11 protein-coding genes are annotated in these 14,702 nt (G+C 37.6%); 3 read left to right on the forward strand and 8 right to left on the reverse strand.

What is annotated here, in order from left to right; all coding sequences use genetic code 11:
- Nucleotides 1-2: 2 nt before the first annotated feature.
- The 3 genes from CRO15_RS08795 to CRO15_RS08805 all read right to left on the reverse strand — a co-directional run bounded on the left by CRO15_RS08795 (nucleotide 3) and on the right by CRO15_RS08805 (nucleotide 4,751).
- Nucleotides 3-2,345: a TolC family protein gene (locus CRO15_RS08795; RefSeq protein ID WP_097045424.1), complete on the reverse strand. Its 2,343-nt coding sequence runs from the start codon at nucleotides 2,343-2,345 to the stop codon at nucleotides 3-5.
- A 203-nt stretch (nucleotides 2,346-2,548) separates the two neighbouring features.
- Complete coding sequence (locus tag CRO15_RS08800) at nucleotides 2,549-3,622, reverse strand: DUF2911 domain-containing protein (RefSeq protein WP_097045425.1); 1,074 nt, start codon at nucleotides 3,620-3,622, stop codon at nucleotides 2,549-2,551.
- 25 nt (nucleotides 3,623-3,647) lie between these two features.
- A complete protein-coding gene (locus CRO15_RS08805) occupies nucleotides 3,648-4,751 on the reverse strand; it encodes a hypothetical protein (RefSeq protein WP_133067239.1) in 1,104 nt (367 codons plus the stop codon).
- 129 nt (nucleotides 4,752-4,880) lie between these two features.
- Here CRO15_RS08805 and CRO15_RS08810 point away from each other — a divergent pair, with 129 nt between their 5' ends.
- Entirely contained in the window at nucleotides 4,881-6,146 is a 1,266-nt protein-coding gene (locus CRO15_RS08810) for a hypothetical protein (RefSeq protein ID WP_097045427.1), read from the forward strand.
- 119 nt (nucleotides 6,147-6,265) lie between these two features.
- Nucleotides 6,266-7,321, forward strand: coding sequence for a Gfo/Idh/MocA family protein (locus CRO15_RS08815; RefSeq protein WP_313788460.1), 1,056 nt, complete (start codon nucleotides 6,266-6,268; stop codon nucleotides 7,319-7,321).
- Nucleotides 7,322-7,692: 371 nt separating this feature from the next.
- On the opposite strand, the gene CRO15_RS08820 is transcribed toward CRO15_RS08815, so the two are convergent.
- The 3 genes from CRO15_RS08820 to CRO15_RS08830 form a co-directional block, all read right to left on the reverse strand.
- Nucleotides 7,693-8,859: a PQQ-dependent sugar dehydrogenase gene (locus tag CRO15_RS08820; RefSeq protein WP_097045633.1), complete on the reverse strand. Its 1,167-nt coding sequence runs from the start codon at nucleotides 8,857-8,859 to the stop codon at nucleotides 7,693-7,695.
- A gap of 25 nt (nucleotides 8,860-8,884) precedes the next feature.
- Nucleotides 8,885-9,802 (reverse strand): sugar phosphate isomerase/epimerase family protein, encoded by a 918-nt coding sequence (locus CRO15_RS08825; protein WP_243396936.1) that lies wholly within the window; start codon nucleotides 9,800-9,802, stop codon nucleotides 8,885-8,887.
- Nucleotides 9,803-10,007: 205 nt separating this feature from the next.
- Nucleotides 10,008-10,565 (reverse strand): DUF4251 domain-containing protein, encoded by a 558-nt coding sequence (locus CRO15_RS08830; RefSeq protein WP_097045429.1) that lies wholly within the window; start codon nucleotides 10,563-10,565, stop codon nucleotides 10,008-10,010.
- A gap of 92 nt (nucleotides 10,566-10,657) precedes the next feature.
- Here CRO15_RS08830 and CRO15_RS08835 point away from each other — a divergent pair, with 92 nt between their 5' ends.
- Complete coding sequence (locus CRO15_RS08835) at nucleotides 10,658-12,880, forward strand: carbohydrate binding family 9 domain-containing protein (protein WP_207763848.1); 2,223 nt, start codon at nucleotides 10,658-10,660, stop codon at nucleotides 12,878-12,880.
- 33 nt (nucleotides 12,881-12,913) lie between these two features.
- On the opposite strand, the gene CRO15_RS08840 is transcribed toward CRO15_RS08835, so the two are convergent.
- Both CRO15_RS08840 and CRO15_RS08845 read right to left on the reverse strand, forming a co-directional pair.
- Nucleotides 12,914-13,372 (reverse strand): cold-shock protein, encoded by a 459-nt coding sequence (locus CRO15_RS08840; RefSeq protein ID WP_097045430.1) that lies wholly within the window; start codon nucleotides 13,370-13,372, stop codon nucleotides 12,914-12,916.
- A gap of 92 nt (nucleotides 13,373-13,464) precedes the next feature.
- A complete protein-coding gene (locus CRO15_RS08845) occupies nucleotides 13,465-14,667 on the reverse strand; it encodes an MFS transporter (protein WP_097045431.1) in 1,203 nt (400 codons plus the stop codon).
- Nucleotides 14,668-14,702: the final 35 nt, after the last annotated feature.

Here is a 14,702-nt window from a genome sequence, read left to right on the forward strand (position 1 = left end):
AGTTAATTTCTAGTGTTTAAATATTCAAAGAACCTTTGCCTAAACTCATTATTTTTTTCTTCTGAATTCAATAGGAAATAAGTACCTAAAAAGCGCTCTACCTGAAGTGAGTTGATCAAATAGTTATAGGTTGCATTGGCCCTTGCCAATTGTGCATTCAAAAAGTTGTTCTGCGCATCCAATAATTGTACAATGTTAACAGCTCCACTTGAATACGAGGCTTGAGTTAGCTCCAAAGCCTCTTGGGCCGTTTCTTCCGATATTGTTGAAAGCTGGATGTTGGAAACTTGATTGATAAGGTTATAAATAGAATTTCGTATGTTAACTTCAATTCCCAATGCCACATTATCTTTATTGATCTCCAATTGCTCTTTTTGGATTATTGCGGTTTGACGGTTGATATTGGATAGATTTTGATTTACAATGGGAATGGATAAATTAAAACCTGCATTGTATGTATTGTCCAGTAATGTAACGCCCTGCGGTGGAGTACTTCCTGCACCAGACCTGCTAAACGTAGAGTTGTATTGACCTTGTAACGCCAAAGTTGGTAGGAATCTACCATAACTATTGAGTTTAATATTCCGTTCCGTGGCCAGAAGGTTATAATTCAACGATTGCAGTTCTGGGGAATTCTTATTAGCCTCCTCTATTAGAAAATCGATAAACGGTTCCCTTAATGTTGGATTGTCCAACAGCTCAAAAAACTCTTCATAATTGTATTGTTTAAAAATACCTTCGTTGAACTGTACGTCTTCCACATCTATTTCTAAGTCCACCGGGTTGTTCAGTAGCTGGTTAAGCACCAAAAAAACCTGTTCCAATTGATTTACAGCTTCTACCATAGATTGCGTGTTCTGCGCCATCTCACTTCGAAATCGAAGCATATCAGATTTTCCCGATTGACCAGCTTCAAAATTTTGCTTTGCGATTTCCAGGTTTCGTTTGGTCAAGTCCACATTTCTGGATTGGATCTGTGTGTTGACCTTTAAAATAAGGGCATTGAAATAAGCGTTTGAAACATCAAAAATCAAGTCCAGTTCTGTGGCGTTAAAGTTTGCCTCTTGTGCTTTTTGAAGATTCTTTTGTATAGAAATATTAGCATTGGCCGCTTCAGAGAACAAAGTTTGGCTTAAGGTGATGTTCCCTCCCGTAGAGAATTCTGGGTTTTGACCTGCACTTCCTTCAGCAGCATCAGGATCAACATAGGTGGCCGTACCAGCAGCAGTCAAACTGGGCAGATAATTACTATTGGCCGATTTTATATCCTGTACTGCCAATTCCACATCCTTCTTATTGGAACTAAGGGATAGGTTGTTCTCTAAGGCATCATTGATAGCCGTTAAAAGGTCATAATCTTTTTCTGAAACTACATTTTTGAACTCACCAACAAAATCTGTTTGCCCTACCAGACTATATTTGATAGGCACTCCAATAATCTCCGCCGTATTATAGTTCATAGTCAATCTTGGCGTATAGTCTATGTAAACAGAAAGTTCAGATAACGGTGTACCAGAAACATATGCTTCAATCGATAGGGCAATACGCCTGAAAAATTGGTCAAGATTATCATCGGACTGGTATGTTGCCAGTATACCATCCGCTACATCTTCTGTACCATTAACAGTAAAAGAGGGAAGTTTAGCTTCGATAAAATAATCTGCCAATTGCTTTTTCTCATCCTTGCTCAAGAAAAAGCCTCCAGCTATGTATACGGCATCAACACCGTCCAGATTTGAAGTGATATCCTGAACAGTGGTAAATGGTATCAATTTATACTCAGAGCCAAGAGCTCCAATTTCCCTGTCAAAAGTCTCCTTAAGAGGTAAAACTTCCAAAAATGGAGCATCTATTACTATACCAACGTTTTCAAAATTGGTAAGCTCCTTGAATTTTTTCAAATCCTCCTCATAAGATTCCGACTCTACCAAATATGTAAAGTTTTCAATGCCTGATGTTGTATTGGTGAAATCAAGCTTATGAAGGTCCCTGTTTACAGCTCCAAACAGAATCGTTGGTTTTTTATGCGTCTTTACAGGGCTAATGATTTGATTATTGACTATACCAAAGGCAAGTATAATGTCCGTATCATTAGTAATTAGCTTATCGTAGTTCTGTTTTGCTTTGGTTAAATCGAAATTATTGACCAAAATATTCTCTTTAGGAAAGAAAATATTCGCATCCTCTCCTACCACAGCCACAATCTCGGATTTTAATTTTTCGAGCAATGGTGATAGCTCTGGATTTATTTTATCAACAAGGATCCCAATACGATAGGTTTTGTTCGTCTGGGAGGCTAAAGTCAATGAAAAAAATAAGAACAGTAAAGTTAGTTTTTGCTTCATATATCTGGTAAGGCTAATGTTCAGAAGAGGTTTTGTGTCCCCTTCTAATGTAACAAAAAATATGATTTCTTTTCTAGGGAAACGCAGAATGTTCCAAAAGGAAGTTCAATCAAATTCTTGAAATCAGTCTATATGAATACTAAAATAACTTTATTGCATGCTTAAATCAACCTGTCTATGTTCATAGCTGTATCCCTGTGAAGTTAATTTTGTTCTAAAACCAATTTGTTTGAAAGAAACATATAGCGTGTGTACGGTTTAGATCTTTCCCCAGCATGTTCATAGGCCTTTCCAAAATGGAAAGTGGCCTTTTCTTGATTCTCCTCTTTGATATAATATTCTCCCATGGCCAAGTTTGTGATCCAATTGTCAGGGTCCTTTTTGAGCATTGTTGAAAGAATTTTGAAAGTCTTGGATTTATTACCGTCCAGAAGCATAAAGCTCAAAGGGTAATAATAATGATATGGAAAGCCTTCGCCCAGAGTCAATGCCTGTTCCTTGTTTTGTTCACTTTCCTTGACCATTCCCTTTTTGGCCAACAAATTAGATTTCAACATCACATTACGAAACTCCTTGTTCAATGTTATTGACTTTTCAACATACTGCAATGCCTCATCAATATTAGCAGGGTCTTTTTCGACAGTCAATTGGGCTATTTTGATATAATCATCAACCGTTTTTTCCTCTTTGGCCTTTAAATCCGATAGCGCATTCGATGTTACATCTACTTCTATTTTAATACCACATTTTATATGTGACCATTGTAACTCCAAAATGGCCGATTCTGGTTTACGGGTTACAAATTGGTAGTTGAGCCATTCCTGATATGCATCCTGTTCAGGTACAGCGGTCACGCGAAGGGCATCTTCCTCTTTTTTATAACTAAAACTGCCCCAGCTATCAGATGTATTGGAAAAGATAAACGTCCATTTCTTTTCCTTTACAAAAATGTGCAATCCGTATTTACCTTTGGAAAGTGGTTGCCCCTGTACTTTTACATTGTGGGTGAACTCTATGGTAGTATTCTGATTGGAACCTGCCCTCCAAGGATATTCAATACCATCGACAACAAAATCATACGGTACGATTCCTCCAAATATTTTCCTTTTTTTTGCAGATGGACTATGGTACGTAACGGTGACATCTGTGGTTCCTATACGTTGCATAACAGAAGCCTTAGGACTTACCTTGGTAGCCACCAGCATATCTTGTGCGTTTAAAGTAAAGCTTGTAATTCCTATAAAATAGATGCAAAGCAATATGCTATTCTTTATCATGATTGTTCGTTTTTTTTATTTTGTATTACTTGATTTTAAGACCCTCGGGGTTCGCAAATCTTCCGGTGACCAACCAGCCGCCAAAGTCCTCGGATACTGCAATAAACAGGTCGTTCTTTCCTTTCTTCAAATCAAGATAAACTGCATCAAAAAGGCCAATGGTTCCCAAATATCTATAGTCCCTACTTCGAAAGCGATTGGTTCCTTTGTAAATAGGTTTATTGTTCAAAAAGACTATTGCTCTATCACTATAGCCAAAATCGAAAAGTTTGATCTGATCTTTGTCCGATGTTATGGTCAATCTTGCAAAAACCGTATTTCCAGGAACATCTCCATCAATTTTTATTGCTCGTGCAATGTTTGAGGCCACTCCCTCCTCAACGTAGATTTTTTTATTCCATTTAAGGCGTGATATCAAAGAACTTATCGTTTGTGGGTTCTCCAATTCTTTTTCTTCAAACTTGCTGGATACCGTCCATTCCCCTATAACATTTTCAATGGGTTTCCTAGTTCCCGGATTAAAATTTTGAATAATCGGGGTTTGTTGGTTGATCTTAATGTTGGCTATGTGAAAACCACGAAAAAGTCCGCCAGAAAAACTAATGCCTCCTGCTTTGGGCTCATGAAACAACTGCCAAGAAAGATGGGGTGTTTCTGAATAATCCAAAAACACTTGTGCCTGACGACCTTTTACAATAATTTTTACATGCGTCCAGCTATCAAAGTTATAGTTATGGGGAAAGGAATATTTAGAGCCAAAGTAAAACTGCCAATTGGCAAGTCCATTAGTTACCGGAGTCGCTTGGTTGGCATCTGGATTTCCAGATTGATGCGGGCGAATGTAAAATTGCTCAGAATCATCGCCATTAATTCTAAAATAAACCCCAGGGAATCCACGGTCTTTGGTTAAATAGATATCATACTCGATGGTTCCGTTTAAAAAGGATATGTCTTTCAAACCTATTGTTCCTCCCTTAAAATAGATGGTCTTATGTCCTTTGAAATCTTCAAAGATGTATGATGAAGTATTCATTTTTAGATGAACCGTGTCCAAGGAAATAACATCTTGACTGAAAGAGAAGAATAGATTGAAGAGAAAAAGAATGGATAAATTAACTGTTTTGTTCATGACTACATATTTTTTGATATACCGAAACTCCAACAAGCGAGGCAAAATCCAAAAACAAGTTGGTTCAAGTTGATTCATTCCCATTCAGGCTACGTTTTTTTTGTGATCTTTGTTTTACAAATCCAGAAGATGTATTCGGAACACCAATTGGTCAAAAAATGTTTGTTGCGCATTGAGGAAACCCTTGAATGGGGTCCTTCAGATGCATGGCACAATGATGTATTTATTGAATTGAGCGAGCGTATACAACAACAGACCAAAGTGCTTTTGAGTCCTGTTACCTTAAAAAGGGTTTGGGGTCGTATTCATTACCAAAGTGCCCCCAGCATTACCACCTTGAATACCCTTGCCCAATTTGCCGGTTTTGAAAATTGGAGAGATTTTAAGGGCAAAACGTCCATAAAAAAGACTTCCCGTGTTTCAAAAATGATTGGCGCCAATTTGGGGGTAATCATGTTGAGTGCCTCGGTGATGACGGTTATCTTTATTTCATTTTTCTCCCTAAAGGGCCCAATGGACGATTCTGACCAAATAGATGTTTCCAAAATAGTTTTTGAAAGCAGACCCATTGCAAAAGGGTTACCTAACTCAGTTATTTTTAATCTAGATTTAGCGTACATCAAATCGGACAGTATTCATATTCAACAGTATTGGGATCCCACTAAAACCATTGATTTAAACCCTGATCAAACACAGGCTACCGGTCAATACTATTTTCCAGGGTATTTTAGAGCCAAGCTTTTAGTTGATGGCAACGTCATCAAACAACATGATCTATTCATCAAAACGGAAGGATGGTTGGGCACCCTAGATTATAGACCAATTCCAAAATACGTTGAATCCGGTGCCATCTATGATGGAAAACTCTCTTTCCCATCTAATATAGTAACCGAGATTGCGGATGTAGAAGAACCCTTCTCTTCCACTTTCCACATGGTAAAGGATTTTGACCCAATTCCTGGAGATAATTTTGTGCTTCAATCCACCATTCAAAATACATATCGAGATAAATGGGCGGTATGTCAAAAAGCCTATATCATCATTTTAGGGACAAAAGGTGCCATGGTAGTATCATTTTCCATCCCCGGCTGTGCCTCGGATTTATATGTAATGCTGAATGACACCTATTTAAATGGAAAAGAAACTGATTTATCAGGATTGGGAGTTGATTTAACACAAGCAAAAGACATTAAGCTGTATGTCAAAAATAAACAGCTCAATGTATTTGTGGAAGGTGAGCAACTTTTTTCTGGAAGTTATAATGAAAGCATAGGTAGAATTGCTGGGATACGTTATCGATTTTTAGGAGCAGGAGAAGTTTCTCAAAGTACTCTTTCCGACTTAAAAGGAGAAACTGTAATTGATTTTCTGGAGGAAAACACTTCAATAGAATAGTCAAGATTTCCCTTACCTCCTGTTATAAATGTTACTTTATCCTTAGTTTTTGAGGAGTTTTTCATTATTAACCGTACAATTCCTAATATTGAAGAACAATAACTTCAAAATAGATGGTCATGTACAAGGTTTTGGTAGTAGGGTGTGGAAATATGGGTACCTCCCATGCGAGGGCATATCATAAACTTGAGCAGTTTCAAATTGTAGGATTAGTAAGCCGTAGTCCTGGGAGTAGAAATAGCTTATCTGAAGAATTGGGCGGACTACCTACCTATTCTGATTTTGATGAGGCATTAGAAGCGACGCAACCCGATATCGTGTCCATCAACACCTATCCTGAAACTCATGCGGAATACGTAAAAAAAAGTTTAGAGGCTAAGGCACATGTGTTTGTTGAAAAACCTATTGCCACCAATGTTAAGGATTCTAAGGAACTAGTTCAATTGGCGAAGGACAATAACTTGAAATTGGTGGTGGGCTACATTTTAAGGGTACATCCGGCTTGGAAAAAATTTGTCTCCCTTGCCCAGAATTTAGGAAAACCTTTAGTGATGCGCATGAACCTTAATCAGCAAAGTTGTGGTGTTCAATGGGAAACTCATAAGAATCTAATGAAATCCATGTCGCCCATTGTGGATTGTGGTGTGCATTATGTGGATATCATGTGTCTAATGACCCAGGCAAAACCCATTAAAGTCAGTGGCATAGGCGCCAGATTATCTGATGAAATTGATGCCCAAATGTACAATTACGGACAATTGCAAGTAACCTTTGATGATGGATCTGTAGGTTGGTACGAAGCTGGCTGGGGGCCTATGATCAGTGAAACTGCTTTTTTTGTGAAAGATGTCATGGGGCCAAAAGGAAGTGTGAGTATTGCGGAAAAAACAGATAGCGAATCACAAAATATTGATGAGCATACACAGACCGGGGCGCTGCACATACATTATAGTGATATTAATGAAAATGGAGATTTCCTTAAAAAGGATGAATTGATTCCTATTAAAAATGAACCCTCGCACGATGAACTTTGCCAACTGGAACAAGAGTACTTATTAAAAGCTATTGAAGAAGATTTAGATTTATCGCAGCATCTTGAAGATGCCATTAACAGTCTAAATATTGTTTTGGCCGCGGATGAATCGTTCCGAACAGGTAAAACTGTTCTCCTTTAGTTTCACACCTTTTCCCTTTTTAATTGTAAAGAAAAAAATATTCAAAGGTATTCTACACATCATTAAGACCATTTTGAGGATTTTAAAGACTTGTATATAAAATCTGCACTTGAATTGCTCAAGTCAAAACATGTATTCGTCAATTAGAAGTGTTACGTTAAATCATTTTAGGATATTTTGCTTTAAAAAGTAAATAAATGACTACACTTATCACTGTAATTCAACTACAATATATTGCAATGGCACTAGCAGCAGCAATTGTTTACATGGCTGGATTTGTCCATGGACTTATCTGGAAAAAGAGAAACGGGCATTGAAAATGTCATTGTCTTAGTTGCTATTAATAAAAGGTCAACAAAACTATCATGAGACTAGGTACCTGTATAAGAAACCCTGTAAATGACATCCCCTAAATCATCAGAAATCAAAAGGGAACCATCTTCTAAAAAGAGCACATCTACGGGGCGTCCAAAGGCTTCTTGTTTTTCTACATCAAGCCATCCATCAATAAAAGTTTCATAAGCCACGGCCTGGTTATCCTGTAATTTAACCAATGAAATCTTATAACCTACTTTAGAGGAACGGTTCCAAGAACCATGTTCCGCTATAAAAGCCTGCCCATTATATTTTTCAGGGAACATATTTCCTGTATAAAATTTGACTCCTAATGGCGCCACATGTGCCCCCATAGCTTGTACTGGTGAAACAAAATCCGAGCAAGGAAATTGATTGCCAAATTCTGGGTCTTTCACAGTTCCACCATGGCAAAAAGGGTATCCAAAATGCTGTCCTGCTTCAGTAACCCTATTGAACTCACAAGGTGGGGTGTCATCTCCCATTAAGTCTCTTCCGTTATCCGTAAACCACATCTCATTAGTTTCAGGGTGCCAAGTAAAGCCCACAGAATTTCGAACTCCTCTTGCATAAATTTCCCTATTACTACCATCGGCATTCATACGGGTAATTGTGGCATATCTTTCGTCTACGGTCGTACTGTCACAAATATTGCAAGGAGCGCCAACCGGTACATATAATTTATCATCAGGCCCAAAGGCAATGTATTTCCATCCATGGTGAAACTCCGTTGGATAATCGTCATAAATCACCTCTGGTTGTGGTGGATTTGTTAACTGATCTTCAATATTTGAATATTTAAGCAATCTGCCCACTTCTGCCACATATAGTGCTCCGTCTTTAAAGGCAACACCATTGGGGACTTCCAAAGTCGTATCCAATGCCATTATTTTTTCTGCTCTAAAATCCCCATCCAAATCTTGAAGTGCATACACTGTTTTTTCATTGCGAGTGCCCACAAAAAGAGTTCCGTTATCACCCATGGCCATAGATCTTGCGCCATCAATGCCTTCTGCAAATACATCAATTTTAAAACCTTCTGGAAGATTGAGTTTTTCTAATGGTAGATTTGTTTGTGGTTGTTTCATCTGATCTTCACCAACCTTTTCTTTGGTTTCCGTCTTTCCTTTACACGAAAAAATCAATGTGGCAAGGATCAATATAAAAGTGATTTTCTTTAACATCTTTATTTTTCTTATTTCTACTATGCTATAAATATTTTTGAAGGTGTTTTTTGAAATAGGTAGCACTATCTGTAATGCTCTGCATGGAATTTACTGCAAAATTGCCTCCTTGCTCTAAATAGTAGAATTGCAACCCGGATTGATCAATATTTGCCAGCATTGTTTTGTAATCTATAGAACCATTACCAAGCTCCGAATAATCCCTTGAAACCTTGTCCATATCTTTGATGTGCCACATTACAAATCTATTGGGTTGTTTGGCAATCAATTCCTTAGGACTTAATTTAGAGGAGTGTTTTACCCAATATAAATCCAATTGAAGCTTGACAAAATTAGGATCCGTTTCGCTAAGAATGATATCATATCCATTTTTTCCGTTGTGATCAATAAATTCAAAACCGTGGTTATGGTAGGCAAAGCCTAACCCTGAATCATTTACCTGCTCCCCTATCCTGTTCAACTTATCCGTTAACAACTTAAATTTTTCAATCGTCCGTTGCTCCGGGGCCAACCAAGGCCAAGTAATGTAACTTTTACCCAACGCATGTGACCCTTCAATACACTGATCCACATATTGTTTAAGTTGATCCTCAGATTTGTCAAAATAATCCGAAAAACCATAATGACCACTTGATGCGCTGAGACCCAAATCATCAAGAATGGTTTTAAAATCTGATGCTTTGTACCCATAATAGGTTCCCTTGTCCACATCATAGCCATAGATTTCCAAATCTTGATACCCCAAAGATGCAACAGTTTTTAAGCTGCCTATTGGGTCATTTTTCATGGCATCACGAATGGTGAACAGTTGAAGACCCATTTTGTACTTATACTTCTTCATAATTGCCATGGAATAACCATTTAAAGGTATAAGCGCGCTGGAAAGTAGGAAGCCTGATTGTTTGATAAAGCTTCTACGACCAACCATTTTCGGTTCTTTCATTATTTAATAAGTTTCAGGGTCACAATTGTCGAAAATACGGAAAAATAATGGGTCAAATATCACAAAAACAAAAGACGAAAAGTTGACATCAAAATCGTTTACCAAACTACTGCATTTCAAGTAATTTAGATTGATGAATGAATTCTTCATTTTCAGCATATCATAAAACTGAAGCAAAATTTGAACTAAGGAATGATAAATGGGATTATTCTTCTCTCGTATATTTATCTACCCTTCCATCATACCTTATAGAGGTTCTTTGAGAGCTAATAATATTTATTAAGCTGGTACGATTGGGAAACAACTTTGCAGAAACCTGATAGGTTTCTGTGCCCTTGGAAATGTTAAAGTTAACCGTATACCCTTTAGATTTGTCATCAGGAATGAACGTAAGTTCTTGAGGAACACCTTCAAATTTAATTCCTGTATCATTAGTATACCCTCCTCCCATTTGTCTTTCTCCAAAATATGGTAAATCGGCGGCAACACTATCTCCTAAAACTCTTAGGTAACTTCCATTTCCAGTGATATCTATCCTATTTGCAGTGCTTCCAGGTGGAATCAATCCGGTATTGGCAATTCTATTAAGGCTACCTGTTGCCATTGGCATGGCCCAATTGGCCTTGATTATAAAAGTCTTTTCTGCAACCAATTTCTGTAATGCATCAACTTCTGCCACAGTGGCACTACTTTTTGAATGTGATGCACAGGACAATAAAGCTATTGCCAAAACTATAATTGTGATTTTACTTAGTGTCTTCATATCCAATAAACTATGGTGATTATACAAATTACAGAATCCAGCTAAAATTTCCCATTAATCAAGTATATTTAACGTTCAACGTAATTCATTTTATGAAAAAAATACTTGGCAAGTTCTTTGTGCTTTTTGCTATATGCAACGTCCAAATACTTTTAGCGCAGACCCCATCCAAAGATCCAACAAAAATTACCCCCCAATACATGGCCACAGAACTGGTGCAGGAACCCACTATAGACGGAGAAGTTTTAAATGATCCTATTTGGAAAAATATTCCCGCTATTGAAAATTTGGTTCAGTTGAGACCCAATTATGGGCAAGCTGTTTCTGAAAAAACGGCTATCCGAATTGCGTATACGGCAAATACTTTCTATGTGTCCGTAGTGTGTTATGATAAAGATGCAAGGAGCATTGTAGTTTCTGATTCTCGTCGCGATGCTGACTTAAATGACGAGGATAGTTTCCTTTTTATAATTGATACCTACCATGATCAACAAAATGGATTTCTTTTTGGCACAAATGCCCAAGGAATGGAGTATGATGCCCAAATTGATAATGAAGGGAAAGGTAATTTTAATACCAACAGGCAGCAAGGTGGTGTTATTGGTGGCACCAACTTGAACTGGGATGCCACATGGAAAGTTAAATCACAATTAGGAGATTATGGCTGGAGCGCAGAGTTTGCCATTCCTTTTAGGTCACTTCGCTTTGCTTCAGGAAAAAACAAAATATGGGGGCTCAACTTTAGACGGAACATTAGTAAGAACACTGAAACAGCATATTGGACATCTCTTCCTTTGGGTTTTGACATGAAACGATTATCACTTGCTGGAAAACTTACCGGGCTGAATCTTAAGAACCCCGGAAATTTAAAACTTATTCCATATGTTCTAGGGCAATTTGTGAATGATAAATCTGTATCACCCAACGAAACAGATACCAATTTTGAAGTTGGGGCCGATATCAAGTACAGCATTACTCCAAGTCTAACATTAGATTTAACATATAACACTGACTTTGCACAAGTTGAGGTAGATGACCAACAAGTAAACTTGGATCGTTTTAATCTCTTTTTTCCAGAAAAGCGAGCCTTCTTTTTGGAAAATGCCGGTCAATTTAGCGTGGGTAGCCCTGGAGAAGTTGACCTTTTTTTTAGCCGTAGAATCGGCATTGGAGATGATGGGAGTTTAGTGCCTATAATTGGAGGAGCTAGACTATCTGGAAAAGTTGGTCAAACCAATGTAGGGCTATTAAGCATGTTTACTGATGATGTTAATGGAACTGCAATTGAAAAAAATAATTTTTCCGTTGCTCGGGTCAATCATGATTTTCAGGGAACGCGTTCTTCTTTGGGAGGAATCTTTATTAACCGGGCTGGACTTGGCAATATGGAGGATGATTATAACCGGGTTTATGCCATGGATGGAAAATGGGGAATTGGAAATAAGGCAGAGGTCAACGGTTTTGTTGCCAAAAGTGTTACCCCTGGTATTGAAAGTAATGACCATGCCTTTAAAATTCTTGGTAACTATAATTGGAATGGCTGGGACCTTAGAGCCGGTTATACCGAAGTGGGCGAAGGGTTTAACCCCGAAGTTGGCTTTTTACAGCGCAGTGCCTTTCGTAAACCTGAGTTCCTGATTCTTAAAGCACATAGGGTAAAAAACATGGGTAATCTTTTAGAGATACGCCCACATGTATCATATCGCGGATATTGGAATTTTGATGATGAGCTTATTACAGGCTTTTTACATGTTGATAATCATTGGGAATTTAAAAGTGGCTTTGAAGTACATACTGGAATCAACTTTACCAGTGAACGGGTATTACAAAATTTTGCTATTTCGAATGTAACCGTCCCTGCTGGTAATTATAAAAATGAAGAGTTACAGCTTATTGTAATTACAAATCCCAACAATGCATTTTCTTTTGATACAAGAACCATTATTGGTGGTTATTTTAATGGACACAGAATTACCAATAGTGGCACTGCAAAATACAGGCTTGGTGACCGGTTTAATACATCATTGACATTTAGTCATAGTGATATTCAATTGGATACTGGCAACTTGACCGCTTTGGTTGGAGGGCTTCGTCTATCCTATTCCTTTACACCAAGAATGTTCCTGCAAAGTTTAATCCAGAGAAATAATGTTAACGAGATAACATCTGTAAATGCTCGTTTTGGATGGCTGCAAAATGCAAATACAGGGTTATTTGTTGTATTTAATATTGTAAAAGACGACAATGTTCTAGATAACTTGAACAATCAAATCCTCACCGTAAAATATACACATCGATTTGATGTCTTGAACTAGTCAAAATATTGGATATACTAAAAGTATTGGGTATTAAATTTTCTTAACGCGAACGGCATTCATGCCTTTCATGCCCTTTTCAAGTTCAAAGGACACCTTGTCATTTTCAAAAATCTCATCTATTAGACCACTTACATGGCAAAAATATTTTTCCTGTGTTTCAGTATCTATTATAAACCCAAATCCTTTGGAAGTATCAAAGAACGAAACCTTTCCGTTTCTAACTGGGTCAAATTCCTCTTCGTCTCCTTCTTCTTTTTTGGGGATTCCTAAGGTAATACTCTCGGCTTCAACAGCCATTTTTTGTGAAGGGTCTGGTGGAGTATCTGTTAAGTTTCCATTATAGTCCACGTACGCAAATTGAATTCCAGATTTGCCACTTTCCTTTGCTTCAGCTTTTCTGGCTTCTTTCTTTTTTTGTTTTTCTTCTCTCTTCTTTAAACGCTTTTTCTCTCTTTCTGATTTGCTATACGTCTGTTGTGATTTAGCCATAAAGTACTTGCCTGCTGTATTAGTTAGTATAAAGATAATGCATTGAAATTCAACTAAAGATAGCGAATGACAATGTGGAATGGAATATTTTTTTAATTATTTGTCCAATAATTTCTTTCCAAAAGAAAAATGTAGCCAATTCCAAGAATTGCAAATATCGCACAATAGTACATAATAATTGGGATTTTCGAAATGGTTTCTTGATAATACCAGCCAGATAACAATGCTCCCAGACCAATTCCTGCCTCTAAAGCAATGTACATAGTGGCAATTGCCCTTCCTTTTTGTTCCGGTTTACTCAAATCTATGACCCATGCATTTACTGCGGGAGAAACAATACCCATGGAAAGTCCGTAAACAATACTTCCCAATAGTAAGCCTAGTTTTGTGCTAAAATACCCTATACATAGCATAGCTGCAAACAATAAAAAAAGCCCAACAACAATTACCTTGGTCCTTCCATAATGATCAGAAAATTTTCCAGCGATAAAACGTACTACTAGTGATGAAACGGTAAATACAACAAAGAAAATACCTTTGTTTGCAAAACCAACTGCCTCAGTCCAATCCGGTATCAATGTTAGAATAACACCAAGGGATAAATAGAACAGAAAAGTGACAACAGCCGCTGGAAGTGCTTCAATTGCGATGATTTCCTTTCTCGATATCCTTAATAAATTCCATTTAAAGGACTGTTTCTTTGGTAAAGTTTCCTTTAAGTTCACAATCAAAAGCAAAGCTAAAAATGCCATCACTGATGAGCTATAGAACAATGTGGAGTATGAAAAATGGAGTTTGATCAAGCTTCCCAAGGCTGGTCCCAAAGCCAAACCGATACTAAAGGCCATGCCTTGTATACCCATGGCTTCACCCAATCTTTTTTGCGGCACCACATCTGAAACAAAAGTGGAGGTCGCCGTAGGTGTAAATCCGGTGGAAAACCCATGGAGCAACCTTAGCAATAAGAAACCATAAACTGTGGTTAGAATGGGGTAAAAACAACCACACACTAAACAAACCATAGCACCAATAACCATAACTGGCTTTCTTCCTATAGTATCTGTTAACTTACCACTGAACGGTCTGGAAATTCCAGCAGTTAGAGTGAACAACGCTATTATTAGGCCAATATATTGTGCACCTCCCAGACTACTCAAATATGCAGGGAGTTCAGGAATAAGCATATTATAACTTGCTGAAAAGAAAAGAGAGCTCAAGCAAATAAGGATAAACTTAGGAGTGTACATTCTGTTACTTGCCCGAGTTGATTGAATTTTGCCTTTTGTGATCGCCATTCCTATTCTGTAATTTTACAGGTAAAGGAATCGCT

It is taken from the genome of Flagellimonas pacifica, from assembly GCF_900215465.1.
GTDB lineage: Bacteria > Bacteroidota > Bacteroidia > Flavobacteriales > Flavobacteriaceae > Flagellimonas > Flagellimonas pacifica.